General features: G+C 67.7%; 20 protein-coding genes. 7 read left to right on the top strand and 13 right to left on the bottom strand.

From position 1 onward, the window contains the following. Positions 1–100 precede the first annotated feature (100 nt). The gene (locus BJQ95_RS04690) at positions 101–835 is read left to right on the top strand and encodes a DedA family protein (RefSeq protein WP_130178079.1); all 735 of its coding nucleotides are present in this window, start codon (positions 101–103) and stop codon (positions 833–835) included. 16 nt (positions 836–851) lie between these two features. Here the strand turns inward: BJQ95_RS04690 and BJQ95_RS04685 are convergent, their stop codons facing one another. From BJQ95_RS04685 to murI, 4 genes are all read right to left on the bottom strand, one after another. After that, positions 852–1,772: a cation diffusion facilitator family transporter gene (locus BJQ95_RS04685; RefSeq protein ID WP_130178078.1), complete on the bottom strand. Its 921-nt coding sequence runs from the start codon at positions 1,770–1,772 to the stop codon at positions 852–854. A gap of 111 nt (positions 1,773–1,883) precedes the next feature. After that, on the bottom strand, positions 1,884–2,474 hold the full coding sequence (rdgB, locus tag BJQ95_RS04680; RefSeq protein ID WP_256041526.1) for an RdgB/HAM1 family non-canonical purine NTP pyrophosphatase: 591 nt from the start codon (positions 2,472–2,474) through the stop codon (positions 1,884–1,886). A gap of 1 nt (position 2,475) precedes the next feature. Beyond that, positions 2,476–3,210 carry a ribonuclease PH gene (gene rph, locus BJQ95_RS04675; protein WP_130178077.1) on the bottom strand — a complete coding sequence of 245 codons (735 nt, stop codon included), beginning with the start codon at positions 3,208–3,210 and terminating at the stop codon, positions 2,476–2,478. Continuing rightward, positions 3,207–4,094, bottom strand: a complete 888-nt coding sequence (gene murI, locus BJQ95_RS04670; RefSeq protein WP_130178076.1) for a glutamate racemase — start codon at positions 4,092–4,094, stop codon at positions 3,207–3,209. Before murI ends, rph begins: the two co-directional genes overlap by 4 nt. 109 nt (positions 4,095–4,203) lie before the next feature. On the opposite strand from murI, the gene BJQ95_RS04665 reads away from it, so the two are divergent. Together BJQ95_RS04665 and BJQ95_RS04660 are read left to right on the top strand one after the other, a co-directional pair. Then, entirely contained in the window at positions 4,204–5,505 is a 1,302-nt protein-coding gene (locus BJQ95_RS04665; protein WP_205750137.1) for a beta-ketoacyl synthase, read from the top strand. Between the two features lie 179 nt (positions 5,506–5,684). After that, positions 5,685–7,022 carry a nicotinate phosphoribosyltransferase gene (locus BJQ95_RS04660; protein WP_130178075.1) on the top strand — a complete coding sequence of 446 codons (1,338 nt, stop codon included), beginning with the start codon at positions 5,685–5,687 and terminating at the stop codon, positions 7,020–7,022. Here the strand turns inward: BJQ95_RS04660 and BJQ95_RS04655 are convergent, their stop codons facing one another. Genes BJQ95_RS04655 through BJQ95_RS19480 form a run of 3 tightly spaced genes read right to left on the bottom strand, consistent with a single transcriptional unit; the run spans position 7,023 to position 11,134 of the window. Then, positions 7,023–7,319: a DUF3039 domain-containing protein gene (locus BJQ95_RS04655; RefSeq protein WP_130178074.1), complete on the bottom strand. Its 297-nt coding sequence runs from the start codon at positions 7,317–7,319 to the stop codon at positions 7,023–7,025. An 18-nt stretch (positions 7,320–7,337) separates the two neighbouring features. Then, positions 7,338–8,912 carry a hypothetical protein gene (locus BJQ95_RS04650; RefSeq protein ID WP_205750136.1) on the bottom strand — a complete coding sequence of 525 codons (1,575 nt, stop codon included), beginning with the start codon at positions 8,910–8,912 and terminating at the stop codon, positions 7,338–7,340. Further along, positions 8,888–11,134 carry an ABC transporter ATP-binding protein gene (locus tag BJQ95_RS19480; RefSeq protein WP_205750135.1) on the bottom strand — a complete coding sequence of 749 codons (2,247 nt, stop codon included), beginning with the start codon at positions 11,132–11,134 and terminating at the stop codon, positions 8,888–8,890. Before BJQ95_RS19480 ends, BJQ95_RS04650 begins: the two co-directional genes overlap by 25 nt. A gap of 515 nt (positions 11,135–11,649) precedes the next feature. Between BJQ95_RS19480 and BJQ95_RS04640 the strand changes: the two genes are divergently transcribed. The 4 genes from BJQ95_RS04640 to BJQ95_RS04625 all read left to right on the top strand — a co-directional run bounded on the left by BJQ95_RS04640 (position 11,650) and on the right by BJQ95_RS04625 (position 14,956). Continuing rightward, entirely contained in the window at positions 11,650–12,342 is a 693-nt protein-coding gene (locus BJQ95_RS04640) for an NTP transferase domain-containing protein (protein ID WP_130178073.1), read from the top strand. A gap of 70 nt (positions 12,343–12,412) precedes the next feature. After that, a complete protein-coding gene (locus BJQ95_RS04635; protein WP_240694783.1) occupies positions 12,413–13,213 on the top strand; it encodes an ABC transporter permease in 801 nt (266 codons plus the stop codon). After that, on the top strand, positions 13,213–13,962 hold the full coding sequence (locus BJQ95_RS04630) for an ABC transporter ATP-binding protein (RefSeq protein WP_130178072.1): 750 nt from the start codon (positions 13,213–13,215) through the stop codon (positions 13,960–13,962). The genes BJQ95_RS04635 and BJQ95_RS04630 overlap by 1 nt, the downstream gene beginning before the upstream one ends. A 112-nt stretch (positions 13,963–14,074) precedes the next feature. After that, on the top strand, positions 14,075–14,956 hold the full coding sequence (locus tag BJQ95_RS04625) for a hypothetical protein (RefSeq protein WP_370688387.1): 882 nt from the start codon (positions 14,075–14,077) through the stop codon (positions 14,954–14,956). Here BJQ95_RS04625 and BJQ95_RS04620 read toward each other — a convergent pair. The 6 genes from BJQ95_RS04620 to BJQ95_RS04595 form a co-directional block, all read right to left on the bottom strand. Beyond that, complete coding sequence (locus tag BJQ95_RS04620) at positions 14,953–16,236, bottom strand: hypothetical protein (protein WP_130178071.1); 1,284 nt, start codon at positions 16,234–16,236, stop codon at positions 14,953–14,955. The two genes, BJQ95_RS04625 and BJQ95_RS04620, sit on opposite strands and share 4 nt — an antisense overlap. An 85-nt stretch (positions 16,237–16,321) precedes the next feature. After that, positions 16,322–17,188, bottom strand: a complete 867-nt coding sequence (locus BJQ95_RS04615; protein ID WP_130178070.1) for a glycosyltransferase family 2 protein — start codon at positions 17,186–17,188, stop codon at positions 16,322–16,324. Positions 17,189–17,202: 14 nt separating this feature from the next. Continuing rightward, positions 17,203–18,015, bottom strand: coding sequence for a CDP-alcohol phosphatidyltransferase family protein (locus BJQ95_RS04610; protein WP_130178069.1), 813 nt, complete (start codon positions 18,013–18,015; stop codon positions 17,203–17,205). Then, the gene (locus tag BJQ95_RS04605) at positions 18,012–19,073 is read right to left on the bottom strand and encodes a glycosyltransferase family 2 protein (RefSeq protein WP_240694782.1); all 1,062 of its coding nucleotides are present in this window, start codon (positions 19,071–19,073) and stop codon (positions 18,012–18,014) included. Before BJQ95_RS04605 ends, BJQ95_RS04610 begins: the two co-directional genes overlap by 4 nt. 164 nt (positions 19,074–19,237) lie before the next feature. Further along, positions 19,238–20,986: a S1C family serine protease gene (locus tag BJQ95_RS04600; protein WP_130178068.1), complete on the bottom strand. Its 1,749-nt coding sequence runs from the start codon at positions 20,984–20,986 to the stop codon at positions 19,238–19,240. A gap of 141 nt (positions 20,987–21,127) precedes the next feature. Continuing rightward, positions 21,128–21,601: a hypothetical protein gene (locus BJQ95_RS04595; protein ID WP_130178067.1), complete on the bottom strand. Its 474-nt coding sequence runs from the start codon at positions 21,599–21,601 to the stop codon at positions 21,128–21,130. Between the last annotated feature and the right edge of the window lie 245 nt (positions 21,602–21,846).

Raw genomic sequence — 21,846 nt, 5'->3', positions numbered from 1 at the left:
TTTCATCAGGCCTTCCGGTTCGATTACGCGGTAACCTGTAGCGACGCAAGCGATCACCGCCGACTGGCCGATCTAGCCGCCGACGACTGGAGTTTTCTTCGTGATTAACACCGCACTCATCCCGTGGCTCGACCCGGAGATCCTCATCAACGGATTCGGGCCCTGGGCGCTCCTGGGCGTGTGCGCGATCGTCTTCGCCGAGACCGGTCTGCTGATCGGCTTCCTGCTTCCCGGCGACACCCTGCTCGTGATCACCGGGCTGTTCGTCTTCTTCGACATCATCACCATCGACATCTGGTGGGTGGCCCTGGCCATCGGCGGCGCCGCCTTCGTCGGCGGTGAGGTGGGCTACCTGATCGGCCACCGGCTCGGCCCGCGGGTGTTCGAACGCAAGGAATCCGGGCTGTTCAGCGTGAAAAACGTGCAACGTACGAACGCCTTTTTCGTTCGCTTCGGTGGTTTCGCCGTGATCGCCGCCCGCTTCGTGCCCATCGTTCGCACCTTCGCCCCTGTGGCCGCCGGCGTCGGGCACATGGATTACCGCAAGTACAGCCTGTACAACTTCATCGGCGCCATGATCTGGGGCGCCGGCTTGACCTTCTTCGGCTACTTCCTCGGCTACATCCCGCCGCTGGCCGACTTCGTACGCGACTACATCGACCTCATTCTGCTCGGCGCCGTTGTGCTCACCCTGCTTCCCACGATCTACCACTACATCCAGTCCACCGTGAAGGCCCGCCGTCAGGCCCACGCCGGCGTGACCGTGGACCCGGACACGCTCATGCTCGACCCCGAGACCTTCAACACCGACAGAGACGGCAAGCACGAGGCCTGACACCGTGCCGCCGCACTCAGCGGTGCGAGTGGTGCTCGTGTTCGGCATCCGCCGCGTGATCGGCCGGCTCGAGCTGGAAAGTAGAGTGCTCGACGTCGAAATGGTGCGACATGCACTCGGATAGTTCGCGCAGCAGTTCGCCCGACTTCCCCGCCGCCAGCAGCTCCGGCTCGACCACGATGTGAGCGCTGAACACGTGAGACCCCGACGTGATCGCCCAGACGTGCACATCGTGCACGGCCACCACCCCTGCGGTGCCCTCGAGGTGGTCCCGGATCGCTCGTACGTCGGTATCCGCGGGGGCGGATTCACTGAACACCCGAACGACGTCGCGGAGCAGGCCCAGCGCACGCGGCACGATCATCGCGGCGATCACCAGCGAGGCGATGGAGTCGGCCTGCGCGAAGCCCGTCGTGAGGATGACCACCGCGGCCACGATCACGGCCACCGAACCCAGTGCGTCACCGAGCACCTCGAGGTAGGCGCCGCGCATGTTGATCGACCCGGTGGCAGCGGGGCGCAGCAGCAGGATGCCGACGATGTTGGCGAGGAGACCGACCACGGCCACCACGAGCATCGGGGCGGCCAGCACCTCGGCGGGCGCACCGGCCGTCAGACGGCCGATGGCACCGACGACCACGAAGCCCGCCACCACCAGAAGGATCAGGCCGTTCAGCAGCGCACCGAAGACCTCGGCCCTCTGGTACCCGAACGTTTGACGGTCGGTGGCAGGGCGGGCGGCGACGACCGTGGCCGTGAGCGCGATGATGAGGCCGGCCAAGTCGGAGAACATGTGGCCGGCGTCGGCGAGCAGCGCCAGGGAGCCGGTGAGCCAGGCCCCAACGACTTCCACGACCAGAATCGTCGCGACCAGGCCGATGACGATCGACAGGCGCACACGATTACTCGTCGAAGCGGATGCGTGATCGTGACCCATGCTTCAAAACTACGAGCCCGCCGGGGCGAAAGCCAGCCCAGCCGCTAATTGGGAATGAGTGCCGTTCTCAGCAACTCAGGTCACCCTAACCGGCGGGCCAAGAGTCCCTGATCAGCCTTCTAAAAGCTCGGAGAGTACCGGCCCAAGTGCCGCAAAGGCGATGGCCCGGTGGCTCACGGCGTTCTTCACCTCGGCGGGCAGCTCGGCGGCCGACACGGCGTGGCCGTCCGGCTGGAAGATGGGATCGTAGCCGAACCCGCCGGCACCGGCCGGTTCCCGCAGGATCTGGCCCGGCCACTCCCCCGTGACCGCCCGCTCCACCCCGTTCGGCAGCGCCAGTGCGGCCACGCAGGTGAAGTGCCCGGCCCGGTGCTCGTCGGTCATGTCGCTGATCTGCCAGAGCAGCAGACGCAGGTTCTCCCCGGAATCCCTGGCCGGTCCGCCCCACCGGGCGGAGAAGATGCCGGGGGCTCCGCCGAGCACGTCGACGCAGATTCCGGAGTCGTCCGCGATGGCCGGCAAGCCGGTGTGCGCGGCGGCGGCGCGCGCCTTGATCAGCGCGTTCTCGGTGAAGGTCGCGCCGTTCTCGACCGGCTCCGGGCCGTCGTAGGCCAGCACCTCGAGGTCGGGCAGCATGGGCGCGAGAATACGGCGCAGCTCCTCGACCTTGTGGGCGTTGTGGGTGGCGAGAACGACGCGCATCTCAGCGGCCCAGCGTGGTCTTCTGCAGGTCGGTCAGCGTGATCGCCCCACCGAGGGCCAGGTCGAGCAGGGAGTCGAGCTCGCTGCGGTCGAACGGGGCTCCTTCGGCGGTGCCCTGCACCTCGATGAACTTGCCGCGGCCGGTGACGACCACGTTCATGTCGGTCTCGGCACGAACATCCTCGGTGTAGGCCAGGTCGAGCATCGGCACGCCACCGATGATGCCCACCGAGACGGCGGCGACGCTGTCGGTGAGTGGCTGGGCCTTCTGCGCGATGAACTTCTTCTCCCGGCCCCACTCGAGGGCGTCGGCCAGGGCCACGTAGGCGCCCGTGATGGCGGCGGTGCGGGTGCCGCCGTCGGCCTGCAGCACGTCGCAGTCGATGACGATGGTGTTCTCACCGAGGGCCTTCATGTCCACGACGGCGCGGAGGCTCCGGCCGATCAGCCGGCTGATCTCATGGGTGCGGCCGCCGATGCGGCCCTTGACCGATTCGCGGTCCATCCGGGAGTTCGTCGAGCGGGGCAGCATCGAGTACTCGGCGGTGACCCAACCCTTGCCCTTGCCGGCCATCCAGCGCGGCACCCCGTTGGTGAAGGACGCTGTGGCGAGCACCTTGGTGCGGCCGAATGAGATCAGCGCGGACCCCTCGGCCTGGTCGCTCCAGCCGCGTTCGATGGTGACGGGGCGCAGCTGGTCGTTGGTGCGGCCATCGGCGCGCAGGATGTCGGTCACGAGTTCTCCTTGAAAGGACGGGGGTTGGAAAAGCGAGGTGAGGCGGTCGAGGCGGCCAGTCTGGCGACCTCATTGAGGCTGATGGTGCCCGTGGCGACCAGGTCGACGTGGGAGATCTCCGGGCCGAGCAACCGGTGGGCGAGGCGGAGGAAGTCGTCGGCGCTGTCGCCGGTGGCTTCGTAGCGGTAGCTGGGCGGCGCGGCCTCGACCCGTTCGAGGCCCTGCCCCACAAGTACCCGGTAGACGTCGTTGGCGGTCTCGGTGTGGCTGGAGACCAGCGTCACCGCGTCGCCCATGACGTAGGAGATCACGCCACGCAGGAACGGATAGTGGGTGCAGCCCAGCACCAGGGTGTCCACGTCTGCCGCCTTGAGCGGGGCGAGGTATTCCTCGGCGACCCGCAGCACCTCGGCGCCCGTGGTGACACCGGACTCGACGAACTCCACGAACCGGGGACAGGCCTGGGAGAACAGCTGAATGTCGGTCGCCGCGGCGAACGCGTCGTTGTAGGCACGCGAATTCACGGTGCCGGCCGTGCCGACCACGCCGACTCGTTTGTTGCGTGTGGTGCCCACCGCACGTCGCACCGCCGGTTGGATCACCTCGATCACCGGCACACTGTATCGCTCCCTGGCATCCCGTAACACGGCGGCCGATGCGGTGTTGCACGCGATTACCAGCAACTTCACATCCTGGGACACCAGGTCGTCCAGAACCTCCAGCGCGTACTCGCGCACGTCGGCGATTTTCTTCGGTCCGTACGGCGAATGGGCCGTATCGCCGATATAAAGAATCGATTCGTTGGGCAGTTGGTCCTTGATGGCCCGGGCGACGGTCAGTCCGCCGACTCCGGAGTCGAAAATCCCAATCGGTGCATCCGTCACGTCGATCAAGCCTAGCCGGGTTCGGCATTCGGCCACGCGTGACACCGTCATATGCCCAGAACCGCCCAACGTACGTGGGCCGGAATATACCCGTAACTACACTCGGCATATGGGCCAGGCCAACCAGGCAGAGCCCGCACCGGAGACGTCCCTCGTGCCGTCTGAGGAGATGATCGTCATGAATGATCGAGTCGTAATCACCGGATTGGGAGCCCTCACACCGCTCGGCAACTCGTGGACCGAAACCTGGGACGGCCTGACCAACGGACGCAGCGGCGTCGCCCGCATCACGCAGTTCGACGCCACCGACCTGCCCACCCAGATCGCCGGAGAGGTCAAGGGCTTCGACCCGGCCACGAGGATGTCGATCAAGCAGGTCAAGCGGGCCTCACGCGCCTCGCAGATGGCCATCGCCGCGGCCAGGGAAGCCGTCGCAGACGCCGGTTTCGGCCCGTCCATGGAGGGCATCCACACCGCCGTCATCGTGAACAGCGCGGTGTCCGGGTACGCCGAGATCCAGGATGCCACCGAGCACGTCAACGCCGGCAGCCCCCGTCGCATCTCCCCCCGCTTCGTGCCGTCGTCCCTGATGAACATGGCGGCCTGTGAGATCGCCATCGACCTCGGTGTGCACGGACCGGTGAACGCGAGCGCCCTGGCTTGCGCCAGCGGCGCCTACGCACTGCTCGAGGCGCGCACCATGTTGGTGACCGGTGACGCCGACGTGGTCATCACCGGCGGCGTCGAAGCCGCCATCACCCCGGTGATGTTCGCCGGTCTGAACGCCATGCACGCCGCATCCACCCACAATGAGGCACCCACCGAAGCCAGCCGGCCATTCGACGCCAACCGCAACGGCCTGGTCTTCGGGGAGGGCGCCGTGGTCTTTGTCATGGAGCTCCTCTCCCACGCCCGTGCCCGCGGCGCCCGGGTCTACGCCGAGGTGCTCGGCGGCGCGCTCACCAGCGACGGCTTCAGCATCGTTGCCCCCGACCCGTCGGGCAAGTACGCCAGCCAGGCCATCACCCGGGCCATGGACCGGAGCAGGCTCAACCCGGCCGACATCGACATGATCGTCGCTCACGGCACCTCCACCCAGGCCAACGACAAGGCGGAGACCCTCGCCATCCGTGAATCGCTGCGCCACTTCGCCGACAAGATCTCGATCACCGCGCCCAAGTCGATGACCGGGCACATGATCGGCGCGGCCGGCGCGCTGTCTGCCTTGATCGGCGCGTTGTCGATCAAGAACGGCATCGTGCCGCCCACGATCAACCTGCACACCCCCGACCCGGACTGCACCCTGGACTACACGCCGCTCACTGCGCGCATCCAGCCCATCAAGCACGCCCTCGTGAACGCGTTCGGCTTCGGCGGCCAGAACTGCATCGTCGCCTTCGGCGCCCTGTAGGCCCGGTCGCCTGCCCACTGCAGACCCCGTGACTTGCCGCAAACGGCACCTTGGGACCTATGGATGGGGGAGTTTGCGGCAACTCGGCGGCGGTTGAACCGCACAATGTCCAGGTCGGGCGGGGACGGGGGCACACGAGCACCCAGCCCGGGTGGGGCCGTGGCGGCTAGGCTTCTCGCGTGACCGAGTCTTCAGCATTCCGAACCGACCGCTACGAGCTCACCATGGTGGATGCCGCCATTCAGAGCGGCACCGCGAACCGCGAGTGCATGTTCGAGGCGTTCGCTCGCCGTCTGCCCGCCGGCCGGCGGTACGGCATCGTCGCCGGCACGGGCAGGCTGCTCGACCTGATCCGCGATTTCAGGTTCGGCGATGCCGAGCTCGATTGGCTGCGCGAGAACAACGTGGTGCGTCCGCCCACCCTCGACTGGCTGGCGGACTACTCCTTCCCCGGCAGCATCTGGGGCTACCGGGAGGGCGACGCCTACTTCCCCGGCTCCCCGCTGATCCAGGTCGATGGCACCTTCGCCGAATGCGTCGTGCTTGAGACCCTCATCCTCAGCGTGCTCAACTACGACAGCGCCGTCGCGAGCGCCGCCGCCCGTATGGTCTCGGTGAGCCTCGGGCGGCCGTTGGCCGAGATGGGTTCCCGCCGCACGGGCGAGCACTCCGCCGTGGCCGCGGCCCGCGCCGCGTACATCGCCGGGTTCGCCTCCACCAGCAACCTCGAGGCCGGGCGCAGCTGGGGCATCCCCACCATGGGCACGGCCGCGCATTCGTTCACGCTGCTGCACGACACCGAAGAGGATGCCTTCAGGGCCCAGGTGGATGCGTTCGGCGCCTCGACGACGCTGCTCGTGGACACCTACAACATCAAACACGGCATCGAACTGGCCGTCTCGGTCGCGGGAACGGGCCTGGGCTCGATCCGGATCGACTCCGGCGACCTGCCGACGGTGGCCGCCGCCGCACGCGCCCAGTTGGACTCGCTCGGCGCCGTCAACACCCGCATCACCGTCACCAGCGACCTCGACGAATACTCGATCGCGGCCTTGTCGGCGTCGCCGGTAGACGCGTTCGGGGTGGGCACGTCCCTGGTCACCGGCTCAGGCGCCCCGGCCGCAGGGATGGTCTACAAGCTGGTGGCGCACAGGAACACCGACGACGAGTGGGTGTCGGTGGCGAAGACCTCAGCGTCCAAAGCCTCGGTCGGCGGACGCAAGAGCGCTGTGCGCCGACTGGACGCGAGCGGCACGGCCCGCGAGGAGGTCGTGATGGTTGATGCCGGCGGCCCGGCAATCGCCCCGGCCGCGACCCCCGCACCGGACCCCACCGGTGCTGCGGAGCGGTCTCTGCTCGTGCCGCTGATGGTGGCCGGGGTTGTCGACGAACGCTACCTGGGCGCCGGCGGCACCCGGCTCGCCCGCGAGCAGAACGCTGCGGCGATGCGCGAGCTGCCCATCGACGCCTTCAGGCTCGGCCGCGGCGACGCCGTCATCCCGACGGTGTTCCGCTGACTAGTCCTGCTTCATCTTCTCGTAGATTGCCTTGCAGGTCGGGCAGACGGGGAACTTCTCCGGGTCCCGTCCCGGCAGCCACTTCTTGCCACACAGCGCCTTGACCGGCTTACCGGTCATGGCGGATTCGAGGATCTTGTCCTTCGGCACGTAGTGCGAGAAGCGTTCGTGGTCGCCGGGCTCGATCTGCTCCTGATTGAGCAGCTCCTCGAGCTCACGGTCGAGGGTGGAGGTTCCGCCGCCGGTTTCCGGGCCACGGCCGGGCTCTGCGATGCTCGCGCGAATGTCGTGTGTCATGACCTCAAGTGTATGCAGCTACGCGCGCAATGCGGAGGAGAGCATCTCCGGGCCGCGACGTTCGAAGGTACGCGAACCCAGCCACACCCCGCCGATGAGCATGACGAAGCCGATACCGAGCCCCCAGTACAGCGCCGGGAGGTTCCAGATCGGATCCACAAAAATTCCCAGCACCGCGCACACAATGGCCGGCAGCGCCACGACGATCGACCCGACGAAGGTGAGCGACTGGATGACCGCGGCGGCCGTGTCCGACGACTGCGGCTGAGCGAACGGGCTGTCCCCCGGCTTGGTCGCCGGGTAGGGGAACCGGGCCGAGGTGAAGCTTGAAAAGCCGAGCCCGGCCAGCAGGATGCAGGTACTCACGCCGAGCAGCCCGGGAAGCACGGCCCAGTCGCCGTGGATGCTTACGCTGACCGCGGAACCGAGGCCGATCAGCGGGATGCCCACGAACAATGCCGGAACCAGACGGCCGACCCTGTCGGCGACGCCGCGTGGCCCGGAGACCACGTGCAGCCAGATGGCGGTGTGGTCATAAGCCACATCGTTGTGCAGCGTCCAGCCGAGGAAGACGCACATGAGCGGCACCGGAACCAGGACGAGGTACTCGAACGGCATGCCGGCGAAGACGAGCGGCAGGACGACAAGGATCGGCACGATCGGGATCATGATCAACGAGACCCAGTAGCGCGGGTCACGACCCCAGTAGGTGATGCTGCGGGCGGCGATGGCGCCGATCGGGTTGTGCGGCATCCGGTCGAACCAGCCCAGGCCGACGTAGGCCCTGGCCTGCGCCTCACGACCAGGCGACACAAGCATCCGCGCCACCAGACCTTGCCAGGCGAGCCAGAGCAGGTACACGGTGGCCGTGGCGATCAGGAGCCTGAGGAAGGACAGGCCCCATTCACCGGCAGCGGCGTCGCCCGGCACGGCCCACGCCGCACCCAGTGGCGTCCAGCCGAGGATGGCTGCGAAACCGCCGAGGAGGTCGAGCCCGTACTTGCTCCAGTCCACGTTGACCAGCAACACCACCACGGGGGTGATCATGACGATCAGCAGGATGCCGAGGATGCCGGTGAACTCGCGGGAGCGTCGGGTGGACAGCAGGAAGGCCGATATCGACGTGCTCACCCGCGAGGCGAGCATGCAGGTTGCCAGCAGCAGGGCCGCCGCCACGATGGCGAGCAGGGTCTCGACCACCCCCCGTGACCAGGTCACGATGGTGCCAAGCAGCACGATCGCCAGAGTCGTCGCCGGCACCCCGACCAGTGCGGAGACCGCCAGGCCCAGGGACAGCTGCTTGTTCGGGATGCCCAGGGTGGAGAATTTGCGCGGGTCCATGCTGTCGTCCACGCCGAAGACCAGCGGCACGAGGACGAACCCGAGCACCACAAGCGACCCCACCACGGTGACGCCGTCACGAATGGTGCCGACATCGTCGACGAAACGGAAGGCGACGAGCATGGCCACCAACGCCACGGCGACGAGCAGCCCGTACACCAAACCGAGCACCACTCCCACGACCTGCCAGGGGCTACGCCGGAACAGATTGGCGAGAAGCCTCAGTTTCAGTCCGAGAAATTGTGCAACCACTCCAGGCCCTCCGCAACCTTTCGTCCGCCGGCCAGGTCCACGAAGCGTTCTTCGAGTGACACGTTGCCGCGCACCTCGTCGATCGTTCCCGCGGCCAGCACGGAGCCCTGCACGATGATTGCCACGTGGTCGCAGACCCGCTGGATGAGGTCCATGCCGTGGCTGGAGAGAATCACGGTACCGCCCGCGGCGACGTAGCGCTGCAGGATCTCGGTGACGTTCACGGCCGACACCGGGTCGACCGATTCGAACGGTTCGTCGAGCACGAGTACCCTCGGTGAGTGGATCATGGCGCAGGCCAGGGCGATCTTCTTGGTCATGCCTGCCGAGTAGTCAGCGACCAAGCGGTTGAGGGCGTCCTCGATGCCGAAGGCCGCGGCCAGGTCGGCGGAGCGGGCGCGCACGGTTTCGCTCTCGAGACCCCGCAGCACACCGGCGTAGTAGAGCAACTGCGCTCCGGTGAGCCTGTCGAACAGGCGCAGCCGGTCGGGGAGCACACCGATGGTGCGCTTGGCGGCGATGGGATCTGCCCACACGTCAACACCGTGCACCTGGATCGATCCGGAGTCCGGCCGCAGTAAACCTGTGATCATCGAGAGCGTCGTGGTCTTGCCCGCGCCATTGGGTCCGACGATGCCGAAGAACGAGCCGGCCCGGACCTCGAGGTTGACGTCGGCGACGGCGATGTTCTGGCCGAAACGCTTGTTCAACCCGCTGACCGCAATTTCGACGGGGGCGAGGCCGCCGACCACGTCGGATGCGCCGGTGCGCGGCACCGACGGCTTGCGCACGACCGGTAGGACGCGCAGCGCGCCCGTGGAACCGGGATCGGGCACGACCGTGGCCGGGCGGGCGGCGTCTGCGGCCATCACGACGGGTGCCGCAGCTGTGACGGGGGCCTTGCCGGTCAAGGTCTGGCCCGGAGCGGCGGCGGCCGGAGACTCCTCAATGGCGACGACCTCGCTGGGCTCGGCCGGAGCCACGGCCGGTGGCACCGTGTCGGCCTGCCGCAGGGTCAACCGGGGCAGTTTCCAAAACGGCTTGCGCGACGGCCGTGCCGGCTCGGTGACCGGGCTGCTCAAGGCCGGAGCCGTGGTCAGAACCACAGTGTCGTCCGAGTCGGCTGTGGGCGTTGTGAGGACGGCGGTCTCGTCGGCGTCGGCGGGCACCGGCGGGTCGACGTTCTCGTCGGCCGGCGCGCCAGCGGCCTGGGCGACGGGCAGCACTACCGTGTGCGCGTCGACGACGGATTCGTCAACCGCTAGCTCATCCCCTCCGGGCTGGGTAGCGACGGGCTCGGCAACGACGGGCTCACCAACGACGGGCTCAGCAACGAGCGGCTCGTGCCTGACGGGCGCAGCAATGACCGGCTCGTGCACGAGGGGCTCAGCGACTCCGGAGCCGGCCTTGACGGGCGCGGCAGCGGAGGTCGTGTCCTCGACGGCAGCCGAACGGGCCGCGGCGGCGGCGGTAGCGGCGCGGGCCGATGCTGTGGCGGCGGTCCTGGCGGCGGCGGCCTTCGTCGCGGCAGCCTTCGTCGCGGCCGCGCGGGCGGCGCCGGCCTTGGTCGCCGATTCCGACTTGGCGGCGGCCGCTTTCGCTGCGGCGGCCTTCGAGGCCGCCGTCCGCGCATTGCTCGAGCGCGCCGCTGCGGTGGCGGGCCTGTCAGCGGTCGCCTGAGCGGAGCCGTCGGGCAGGTCCTGGTCGACGATGGCGGCTGCCTCGACGGCATCGGCGGTGTCCGCCGTGGCTGTTGTGGTGGCCGGCAGCCTGGTCGCCTTCGAAGGCGCCTTCACGGGCGTCTTCCGGGCAGCGGGGGCACGGGTCACCGGGACTCGCGGGGCAGCCGCAACGGGTTCGGCGCGGTCAACCTCGGCAGCGGCCGAGGTGACGCTCAGCGCCGAGGCGTCCACACCCGGTGTCACGGGCGTCGTCGGTGGCGCAGCCACGTCTTCAGCGAGCGCCTGCGTGACCGGCTTCTTCTTGGCCGGAGCGCGGGGGGTGGTCGCGGCTCGCGGAGACGCGGGAGTGCGCGGTGCGCGGGTGGTGCTTCGCGCGGGTTTTGCCGGCGCGGCCGAGTCGGCGGCAGTCGCTGCGGCGGGAGCGGCTGCGGCGGGAGCGGCTGCGGCGGGAGCGGCTGATTGCGAAGTAGCTGCGTCGGAAGTAGCTGCGTGGGCGGCATCGCCGGGCGCGCTCGACGCCCCATCGGCCCTGTTCGTCATCGGCTTGGGCGCGGTGGTCCGGGGCGCGCGGCGTACCGGGGTCTTGCGGGGCGGTTTCACGTCTGTCGGCGGCACGGCCGTGGACGGAGAAACGGGCTCATGGGGGCGGTCCGCAGGGGTGTCGTGTTCGATGGCACTACCCTCACGTTCCGGCTCCGTATCGGGAACGGGCAAGACAGGAGTCTGCTCGTCGGGCTCGGAGTTCGGAGGCACTGGAGTCACCTCGCTAACCTACCAAGGACCGTCTGACCTCGCTGAGGATGGCGTCATCCGCGGGCGGATTCCCTCCAGGTCTCCGACTGGATTCGGCACTGGAATCCCCGGTCACGGCGCCGCACCATCGTCACGATCCGGACACGCATTGGGCCGACTCTTCCCCCGGAACGGGGTGGTCGGCTAGTCTGAAGGTGGCATAACGGAGTGTCTATACGTGAACTTAAGGGTGAACCGCAGGCAAACTCGACTAAAACGTCCTGCTGCCGCGGGGCCACCCAGATCTTTCTTAGGAGATATTCGTGACCACCCAGGTAGTAATACTTGCAGCAGGAATGGGCAGCCGCCTCGGCCGCTCACTGCCCAAACCTTTGACCGAACTCAATGACGGCCGCACGATCATGCAGCAGCAGTTCGACAACATCGAGCACGCCTTCGGCAAGAAGACCAAGGTCACCATCGTCGTCGGCTACAAGCTCGAGCACATTATCGAGGCCTTCCCGCAGGCGTCTTTCGTCTACAACGAGCAGTACGACGTGACCAACACGTCCAAGAGCCTGCTGCGAGCCCTGCGCGCATCCGCCAACGGTGGCGTGCTGTGGATGAACGGCGACGTCGTCTTCGATCCCGCCATCCTCGACCGCGCCGCAGCGATGATGAAGCGCGACCAGTCCTTCGTCACGGTCAACACGTCCAAGGTGTCTGACGAGGAAGTCAAGTACACGACGAGCGCCGAGGGCTACATCAAGGAGCTGTCCAAGACCGTGAAAAACGGTCTCGGCGAGGCCGTGGGCATCAACTACGTGTCCGCTGCCGACAAGGCCATGCTCATCCACCACCTCAGCAAGGTTGCCGACCAGGACTACTTCGAGCGCGGCATCGAGCTCGCGATCGAGAAGAACCGTATGCTCGTCGAACCCGTCGACATCTCGGACTTCTACGCAGTCGAGGTCGACTTCGCCGAGGACCTCGAGCGCGCCAACCTGTTCGTCTGATCATCTGTCCGCCGTGGGGCGCCGCCGCCAATGGCGCGGCGCCCCATTTCGCTCCCATACGATAGAGCGCGTGAGTAGTTACGCTCAGGTGCGTCCTGAACAGCGCACCCCGTTTGCGCGTTACCGTCATTCGCTGTGGTTGCTGACCCAGCGCGACCTGCGGGTGCGGTACTCAACCTCGGTGCTCGGCTATTTCTGGTCGATCCTCGACCCGCTGGTAATGGCCGGCATCTACTGGTTCGTTTTCACCCAGGTCTTCCAACGCACCGTGGGCAACGACCCGTACATCGTCTTCCTGCTTGCCGCGTTACTGCCGTGGATGTGGTTCAACGGGGCCGTCTCCGACTGCACCCGGGCCTTCCTGCGCGAAGCGAAGCTGATCCGCTCCACCCGCATCCCCCGCACCATCTGGGTGAACCGCCTCGTGCTCTCCAAAGGCATCGAGTTCGTCGCCGCCATCCCCGTCCTGATCCTCTTTGCCGTCTGGTCCGGTGCCGAGATCAGCATGGACGCGTTCTTCTTCCCGCTGGCCATCATCATCCAGGCCATCCTCACCGCCGGCGTCGGCCTGATCGTGGCCCCGCTGGTCGTGTTCTTCCGCGACCTCGAGCGGGCAGTCAAGCTCATCCTGCGCTTCCTGTTCTACGCGTCACCGATCATCTACGGCACCAGCGACCTGCCGGAACAGCTGCATTTCTGGGCGGCATTCAACCCGCTCAGCGGCATCTTCAGCCTCTACCGTGCCGCGTTCTTCCCCGGCGAGCTGGACTGGTTCGTCGTAACCGTCAGCGTGGTCATGTCCGTGGCCTTCCTCGGGATCGGCCTGCTGGTCTTCTCCCGCACCGAGCGCGCCGTTCTGAAGGAGATCTGATGGCCGAGACCGTCATCTCCCTGAACGACGTCGGGATCAGGTTCCGCCGCAACCGACGCAGCCGCCGCAGCTTCAAAGACCTGTTCGCCAGCACCCGCCGTCGCACCAGGCCCGGCGAGTTCTGGGCGCTGCAGAACGTGTCGTTCACGGTGCAACGCGGAGAGGCCATCGGCGTGGTCGGTCGGAACGGCCAGGGCAAGTCCACGCTGCTCAAACTGGTCACCGGTGTTGTCCTGCCCGACGAGGGCACCGTTGATGTCATCGAGGGGGTCGCGCCGCTGATCGAGATCACCGGAGGATTCGTCGACGACCTCACCGTGCGCGACAACGTCTACCTCACCGCGGGGCTGCATGGAATGACGCGCAAGCAGATCGATTCCAGGTTCGACGACATCATCGCGTTCGCCGAGATCGCCGATTTCATCGATACCCCGTACAAGCACCTCTCCAGCGGTATGAAGGTGCGCATCGCGTTCGCTGTGATCTCCAGGCTTGAGGAGCCGATCATCCTCGTCGACGAGGTGTTGGCCGTCGGCGACAAGGCCTTCCGCGAGAAGTGCTACCGCCGCATCGAGGAGCTCCTCGCCGGCGGACGTACCCTGTTCTTCGTCTCGCACAACGAACGCGATCTGCGGCGCTTCTGCGCCAGGGGCCTCTATCTTGACAAGGGCGCGCTGGTCCTCGACGCCCCGATCAACGAGGTTCTCGACCGGTACAACGCTGAATACGGCATCAAACCGGCGACGTAACCCGACCTCGATTCGTCACGGCCAACGCCCCGCATCTGACTGGGAATTTTCTCGCCGATGCCCAGTTTCGAACCGTAAACTCATGCTTTGCGCACCCGAGGAGGACCGCACCATGGCCAAGAAGCCCACACCACTGCTGTCGCCCACCGGCGGGCTGCCGCGGGGCGGCCAGCTGCCCACCGGCGTCGCCACCGGGTTCGACAGGGTCATGGCCATCCATCGCCCGGCGGTTCTCGCTCACATTCGCAGCATCCGCCACCGTCACCCGGATGCCACCCCGGAGCAGCTCGTGCGCATTCTGGAGCGACGTTACCTCGCCGCAGTGACCAGCGGTGGCGCGGCCGTCGGTGCGACCGCTGTGATCCCCGGCGTGGGCACCGGCATCACCCTGGCCCTGTCGGGTGTTGAGACCGCCGGGTTCCTCGAAGCGACCGCACTGTTCTCGCAGTCCGTCAGCGAGGTACACGGCATCACGGTGAGCGACCCCGAACGGGCCAGGGCACTGGTCATGACCATGATGCTCGGCCACGAGGGTTCCGACCTGGTACGTCAGCTGGCCGGCCAGGTCACCGGCGGCGGCGTCGCGCGCACCGCGTACTGGGGCGAACTGGTGACCACCAGTCTCCCCCGGGCCATCATGGGTCCGCTGACCGACCGTCTGAAGCGCTCCTTCATCCGGCAGTTCGCCGCCAAGGGTGGGGCCAGCCTGATCGGCAAGGCCGTGCCGTTCGGCATCGGCGCCGTCATCGGCGGAATGGGCAACCACATTCTCGGCAAACGCGTCGTCGGCTCGTCCAGGCTCGCGTTCGGCCAGGCGCCGGCCTGGTTCGGCGCCGAGCTGGACCCGAAGGTGCACACCATCACGCTGCAGAACGGCACCGTGGTGCCCGGCGGCCGGCTCACCCAGTTGGGTCACGGGGCTCTCCGGGCCCTCCCCCGCCCGCGGCGCCGCAGGAGCGCGCCGGCAGACCAGGTCGACCCCGCGGAGGGCTAGACCTCTTCGATCTCGCTGGCATCGTCGACGAACTCGGCGAGGCCGTCATCGACGTCGGCGTGAACCTCGGCGAAGCGGTCCCACTCGGCCATCAGGTGCTCGATCGCGGCCTGGAATCGCGCCGTCGGTGCGCCGGGGGTCGGATCGCCGAAGTACTGCTCCACCCAGACCTGCAGCCGCTGCTCGGCGCCGCTGTCGTTGACAAGCTCGTCCAGGGTCTCCACGACGCCAGCGGTGCCACTGGCGCCGAGCCACTCGCAGTCGGACAGGTATCCGCTGGTGTCGATGGCGGCGTGAGGGTTCAACGGCCGTGTCACCATGAGCGGCTTGCCCGAGGCGAGCCGGTCATAGACCATCGCCGAGATGTCCACGATGGCGACATCAGCGGCGGACAGCTGCCATCCGAGTTCAGCGCCGGTGTCGATGATGTGCTGGGCGCCGGGGTCGCGGCCGTTCGCGGCGGTGATGGCGGCCATGATCTGTTTGTTCGCCGCACCGTATTCGTGGTCGACGACTCCGGAGCGCGGGTGCGGACGGTAGATCACCCGGTGCCGGGGGCTTCGCAGCAGCGCCGTGACGAGAGCCACGCCGTGCGTGGCGATGGACCCGTAGGCGGCGGCGGCGCGGTCGCCTTCCCAGGTGGGCGCGTAGAGCACGACTGTGCGCTCGTCGGGCGTATACGGCAGCAGGCCGGAATAGTGGTCGGCCTGGGGTCGACCGATGGTGATCGCCCGCTTGTCGAAGTCGTAGTCCCAGAGCACCTTGCCGAGCCTGTCGACCGCAGCCTGACCGGCGACGAACGAGTAGTCGTACGCCTTGAACTGGTTGGTGGTCATGTACATCTTGTCGCTCTCACCGTGGTTGATGAAAACGTGCCAGCGGCGCCCGTAGCGCATCATCTGGAAGTTGCGGGAATTCTGGTTGACGTAGAGGACGACCCGGATGTCCTGCTCGGCGATCACCCGTTCGAGGTCGACCACCTTGCGCACGTAGGCGACCGGTATCGGGCTTTCCTCGAGCAGCTTATTCGTGCCGCCGGCGGTGCGGCTCAGGACGACCACTGGCCAGGTCTCCGCCAGCTTGGCGAGCGGTTTGTACCACTGGCGCATCTGGTAGAGGTTGACCGGCCCATCCGCGAAGTACACAGCGATCGTGAAGGTACGCGCAGGCAGCGGGCCGCGCACGGCGAGACGCTCCTCGACGAGACGTTGGGCTTTGCGGGAACCGAGCACGTCCTTCACCAGCTTTGCTGCGAGTCGGACGTCTTTCCTGCTTACCACTGCTCCAGCCTACCCACCGAGGTGGGACCTCAGGCCTACTGAACCTCGGATGAGGCGCGCCGGTAGCCAATCGTTAGCGATGGGTTCAGATGACGGGGGGCCGGCCGGCGCGGGTCATCCGCCAGATGGTGCGCGCCGACAGCGGCCGCCGCTCACCCGGGTCGGTGGTCCAGCCTTCCCACCAGCCGCGGAACCAGGCCTTCAGGGCGGCCGGGTCGCGGGCGCCGCGCAGCACCTGAATCGCCGTCCAGGACCCCACGTAGAACGGCATCAGCGGCGCCGGCAGGTTGCGCCGGGCGATCCACACCCGGTTGCGGGCATTGAGCCTGTAGAAATCGGCGTGCCGGGTGGGCAGGATCACCGGGTGGTTCGCCACCAGGTCGCCGGCGTACCAGGTGCGCAGGCCCAGGTCCCACACCCGCCAGGCCAGCTCGATGCCCTCGTGGGCGTAGAAGAACGGTTCGGCCCAACCACCGGTAGCGTCGAAGACCGGCCGCGGCATCAGCACTGCACCTTCCCACACCGAGAAGACGGCGCCGGATTCGGTGGCTTCACCCTTGCGGATGCGCGGGATCCACCGCCGCGGAGCGGTGAGACCGGCCGGGTCGACGACTTGCGGTTGCAACAGCCCGATGCTGGGATCGGCGCGCAGCACGCTCACGGCGTCGATCAGGAACCGGGGGTCCGGCAGGCTGGCGTCGTCGTCCAGAAAGAACAGGTAGTCGCCGGTGACGTGCTCCACCCCGCGGTTGCGGCCGGCGGGGATGCCCAGGTTCTCGGGCAGGGCAAGGGCGGTGACCCCGGCGGGAAGTCCCGTGGGCTGCCAGCCGTTGCCGACACAGACGATGTCGAGCTGCACCTCCTGCTGGGCGAGGAGACTGCGGATGCCGCGCTCCAGGTCGTCCGGACGGCGGCCCTGGGTGAGCACGACGACGCCGACGGTGACGGGCATCGTGTCGCCTGATCTCAGGAGCGCACCCGCTTGGACGCCATGATCGCCAGGAAGTGGCCCATCAACGCGAGGAAGGCGAGGGGAACGAGCACGGCCAGGAAGACCCGGTCGGTGACCGGCTGTCCGGCGACCAGGCCGATGACCGCGGCGACGAAGATCACCATGGTCAGTTCCACCGAGTGGTACAGGCGGTGGAACGGCAGGAACCGGGCCAGGCCCCGCAGGGTGGCGATCAGACCGGCCTGCGGCACCTTCTCACCCTTGTTGTCGGCCAGTTTGGGCAGGCCCGCGTTGGCGCGGGCCACGTGCACCATGTCGTTGAGGGCCTTGTTGAGCACGATCAGCAGCGCGAGGGCCAGGCCCAAGGTAGTGAACAGGAAGTCGGCGGGCGCCTCGAACGGGTAGGCGGCGGCGCGGATGCCCAGGGCGATGGGGATCAGGGCTTCGGTGGAGTAGTGCCCGACCTTGTCGAGGAACACGCCGGCCGGCGAGGATGTCTTGCGCCAGCGGGCCACCTCGCCGTCGCAGCAGTCGACCAGCATTTGCAGCTGGCCGAGCACCAGCGCGAGCAGGGCACCCCAGAGGCCAGGGATCAGCAGGGCCGCGGCGGTGGACCAGCCGACGAGGATCATCAGGCCGGTGACGCCATTGGCCGAGATGCGCGTCTTCAGCAGCATCCAGGTGAGATACGGCGAGAGATCGCGCAGGTAGAGCGAGGCCGTCCAGTGCTCGGCGTTGGCGCGCATCCGTACCTCGGGGGGTTGCGCGACGGCACGAAGCTCGGCGATCGAAGAGGGCCGAGCCGTATTGGGCGAAGCAGACGTCATTGATGTCTTCCCGTGTGTGCCGAGATGTTGGTGGTGAGCTTGAGGTAACCGAGCAGAAAGCCGACACCCCAGCAGAAGTGAATGCACGGCAAGACTACGAGAAACCAGAGCGCGACACGAACGCCGTCGGCCCTGGTGGACGCGACCGTGGCGGCAACAACGATGAGCAGGTAGGCCAGTGGGGCCATCAACCCCAGCAGCAGCCAGCCTTGACCGCCCAGCAGCACCTGAACGAGGCCGGCCAGGCCCAGCAGGATGCCGAGCGAGACGCCGAGCACCATAACGGGCGGAGCGAAGTAGCGCAGGCCGTTCGATTCGGGGTACCGGCGGGCCAGTTCGCCACGCCAGAGCCCGGTCGAGACCATCTGGCGAGCCAGCCGGGACAGGCTGGGCCGCGGCCGGTAGATGACCTTCAACGCGGGTGTGAACCAGACCGACCCGCCGTGTTCGCGCAGGCGCCGGTTGAGTTCCCAGTCCTGGCCGCGCTTGATGCCCTCGTCGAACATGCCCACCCGCAACAGGCTGTCGAGGCGGAAGCAGCCGAGGTACACGGTCTCGGCCTCCCCCTCAGGCCCGCCGACGTGCAGCGGGGTGCCGCCCAGGCCGATGCGGGTGCCGTAGGCGCGGGCGACGGCCTGTTGGAACGGTGCGGTGCCCTGGGCATCCATGATGCCGCCGACATTGTCGGCGCCGGTGCGCTGCAGGGTCTCGACTGCGATGCGGGCGTAGTCGCGCGGGAGCACGGAGTGGGCGTCGACACGGATGACGACGGGGTAGCTGGAGGCGCGAATGGCAATGTTGAGGCCGGCCGGGGTCGACCCGACCTCGTTGGATACGACGCGGATGCGCGGGTCCACCGCGGCCATCTCCTCGACGAGTTCGGTCGTGCCGTCGATGCTCGGCCCGAGGGCGAGGGTGACCTCGAAGGGTCCGTCGTAGTCCTGCTCGAGAAGGCTCTGCACCGCGGCCCGCACATGGCTGGCCTCGTTGAGCACCGGCATGATGTACGAGACGCCGATCAGCACTGTGTCTGCGCTCTCGTGCACTGGGCTGGCCATCTTTCCACTCATTCGGGCAATCGCCTGAGCCTAGCAGCCGAGTCTTTTGACTCGGGTCGCGTTGCCTGTGCGGCACCCGCCAGCGGCTGGTACCGGCCGGTACGCACAACTGCGCCGCCGGTGCGGGACCGGCGGCGCAGGGGGAAGGAAGGAGCTGACGCGGGCTAGCTGGTGAGCTCGCCCACGGTGACGGAGACCGTCACTGACTTTCCGTCGCGCACGTAGATGAGGTCGGCGGAGTCGCCGGCCGCGAGGGTGCGCACCTGGGCGGTGAGGTCGGTGGCGTCCGTGATGGGAACGCCGTTGAAGTTGGTGACAACATCACCGGCCTTCAGTCCGGCCTTCTCGGCGGCTCCTCCGGACGACACCTCGCTGATCAGGGCGCCGACGGTGGCGCTGTCCGTGCTGGTGGCGCTGGTGACGCTGGCTCCGAGCAGGCCGTGTGAGGCGGATCCGCTCTCGATGATCTCGTCGGAGACCCGCTTGGCCAGGTTCGCCGGGATCGAGAAGCCGACACCGATGCTCCCTGCCGTGGTGGCGGTCGAGCTGCCACCGGCGTTGGCGATGGCGACGTTGATGCCGATCAGCTCGCCCTTGCTGTTGAGCAGCGCACCGCCGGAGTTGCCGGGGTTGATCGCGGCATCCGTCTGGATCACGGAGAGCGAGATACTGCTCTGGGGGGCCTGAGCGTCGGGGGTCGAACCGTCCCTGTTGGGCAGGTCGTAGTTGAAGAAGTTGCCGTCGCCCTCTTCTGGCGTGGTCTCATCGGGCGTGGCGGGGGCGGCTGAGGAGGCCACGGTGATGCTGCGGTTGAGGGCGCTGACGATGCCATTGGTGACGGTGCCGGACAGGCCGAGCGGGGCGCCGATCGCAATGGCGGTGTCGCCGACGTTGAGGTCGCTCGAATCCGCCCACGTGATGGGCGTGAGGCCGGACGCGTCAGTCAACTTGATCACGGCGAGGTCGGAGACCGGGTCGGTGCCGATCAGAGTGGCCGTGTAGAGCTTGCCGTCGCTGGCCTTCACCTGGATGGCCGCGTCGGACGCGGCGCCGTCGAGCGTGACGACGTGGGTGTTGGTGAGGATGTAGCCGTCTTCGCTCAGAATGACACCCGACCCGGTTCCGCCGGAATCGCCCGCGGCGACGTCGATCGTGACGACGCTCGATGAGGCTTTGGCGGCAACGGCGGTGATCTCGTTGACACTCTCGGTGTCGTTGACGACCACCGTGCTCGGCCCCTGGGCCTGGCTGGCCGGGGTACCGTTGCTCTGGCTCGAGTAGACCAAGGCGGAGACGCCGGCGGCGGAGACGCCGCCGACCAGGGCTGCGATGGCGAGGGCGGCGACGAACGCGACGCTCCCCTTGCGCCGGTTGGGGTCCTTGGGGGCCTTGCCAAAGGCGGGCTGGGCGGGGTACCCGTTCGCGTTGGCGTACGCCTGCTGCTGGGCAAGCGTGGGAGCGTAAATCGGGGTGGACCCGTCCGGGCCCGGAATGGGGCGACCGAAGGCATCCGTGGGGTAGGCCGCGGCCTGTGCCGGAGCCTGAGTGTAGGGGTGCGTCGGCTGAGGTGCTGCCTGATCGGCTGCTGCCTGATCGGCTGCGGTCTGATCGGCAGCACCCTGCTGGGCAGCGGCCTGGTGGTCGGCTGCGCCGAGTGCCGGTGTCTGAGCGGCGGGAGCCTGAGGGGCCTGGGCGGCGACCGTGCCGTCTCCAGAGCCGAGAACCTCGGTGGGCTGGTTGTCTGCCGGCTGGGGAACCGTGGGCTGCACCGCCGTCGGCTGTGCGTCGGTGGGATCGGTGGGGGGAACGTTTGCGGTGCCCGGAACGGCTTCACCCGAGGAGTTGACCTCGATCGGTGCGCTGTCCTGAGGCTCGTCGGGGGTGGTACCCGGGTCCTGTGTGTTGTCAGTCATGATGTGCTCCTTCCAAGCGAAGATAGCTTCTCGCCTAAAGCTGTGCGTTTGATATGCGCAGACTGGGAGCAGTCAATGATGAAGCCGTGACCTTGCCCGGCTTGAGGAATTGCGCACCGGAACGATGCGCCCACGTTGCGCTCAGCAGCCGGGACCGCGGGGGTTGACGGAGCAGGACTCGGCAACAAGAACCGTGTCGGTCCGGTCGGCGATCGCGATGATCGGGGTCGTCGGAACGAGCACCAGGCCTTGCACGGCGCGCCATTCTCCGCCGCCGAAGCGATACTCGGCCGCATAGGACGCGACCAGGCCGATCGACACCGTGCCGGGTTGCTCGAACACATGGCTGGTTGAGGTTTCTGAGAACTCGGGAAGGTTCAGGGCCGCCCAACTCGCCCCGCCGCTCACCGAGGTGCGGGATGCTCCGTCGCCGTAGTCCCAGCGAAAACCCACCGGGGTGAACCGCACCTCGGCCGCCGCGCCGAGGAGCGGCCCTGACCGGGCATGCGCAGACGCCGTGGCGAAGAAGTTGGTTGGCACGCCAACAACGATCCAGCCGTTGGGCTCCATGCCCTGGGTGGGCACATCAGCCGGGATGCTGACCAGATCGCTCACCCGAACAACCAGATCCGGGTCGCACGGAGTCTGTGGCTGGCATGCCGGCACCGCGGGGTCGGCCGGTACCGCGTTCGGCAAGCGCCTCGGTAGTCCGCCCGGGCCGGCGGATGCGTCGCCCCGGTCGACGGACACACCCCCGGGGACAAAACTGACACCATCGGGCAACCCGTCCCAAGTGCCCTCACCCCGGTCGCCACCCCCGCTGCTACCTCCGTAGGCGTCGCCCGGGCGACCCGGGGTGA

The sequence above is a fragment of the Cryobacterium sp. SO1 genome, assembly GCF_004210215.2.
Classification (GTDB): Bacteria; Actinomycetota; Actinomycetes; order Actinomycetales; family Microbacteriaceae; genus Cryobacterium.
Note: the sequence above shows the minus strand (reverse complement) of the source record. Positions and strands in the feature narration are given on the sequence as shown.

What these genes read in the sequence shown, in the direction of transcription:
- rdgB (WP_256041526.1), bottom strand. Translation starts at nt 2,474, where the DNA reads ATGCGCGTCGTTCTCGCCACCCACAACGCCCACAAGGTCGAGGAGCTG.
- BJQ95_RS04630 (WP_130178072.1), top strand. Translation starts at nt 13,213, where the DNA reads ATGGCCGAGACCGTCATCTCCCTGAACGACGTCGGGATCAGGTTCCGC.
- BJQ95_RS04600 (WP_130178068.1), bottom strand. Translation starts at nt 20,986, where the DNA reads ATGACTGACAACACACAGGACCCGGGTACCACCCCCGACGAGCCTCAG.
- BJQ95_RS04665 (WP_205750137.1), top strand. Translation starts at nt 4,204, where the DNA reads ATGGGCCAGGCCAACCAGGCAGAGCCCGCACCGGAGACGTCCCTCGTG.
- BJQ95_RS19480 (WP_205750135.1), bottom strand. Translation starts at nt 11,134, where the DNA reads ATGACGAACAGGGCCGATGGGGCGTCGAGCGCGCCCGGCGATGCCGCC.
- BJQ95_RS04625 (WP_370688387.1), top strand. Translation starts at nt 14,075, where the DNA reads ATGGCCAAGAAGCCCACACCACTGCTGTCGCCCACCGGCGGGCTGCCG.
- BJQ95_RS04655 (WP_130178074.1), bottom strand. Translation starts at nt 7,319, where the DNA reads ATGACACACGACATTCGCGCGAGCATCGCAGAGCCCGGCCGTGGCCCG.
- BJQ95_RS04610 (WP_130178069.1), bottom strand. Translation starts at nt 18,015, where the DNA reads ATGACGTCTGCTTCGCCCAATACGGCTCGGCCCTCTTCGATCGCCGAG.
- BJQ95_RS04605 (WP_240694782.1), bottom strand. Translation starts at nt 19,073, where the DNA reads ATGGCCAGCCCAGTGCACGAGAGCGCAGACACAGTGCTGATCGGCGTC.
- BJQ95_RS04685 (WP_130178078.1), bottom strand. Translation starts at nt 1,772, where the DNA reads ATGGGTCACGATCACGCATCCGCTTCGACGAGTAATCGTGTGCGCCTG.
- BJQ95_RS04615 (WP_130178070.1), bottom strand. Translation starts at nt 17,188, where the DNA reads ATGCCCGTCACCGTCGGCGTCGTCGTGCTCACCCAGGGCCGCCGTCCG.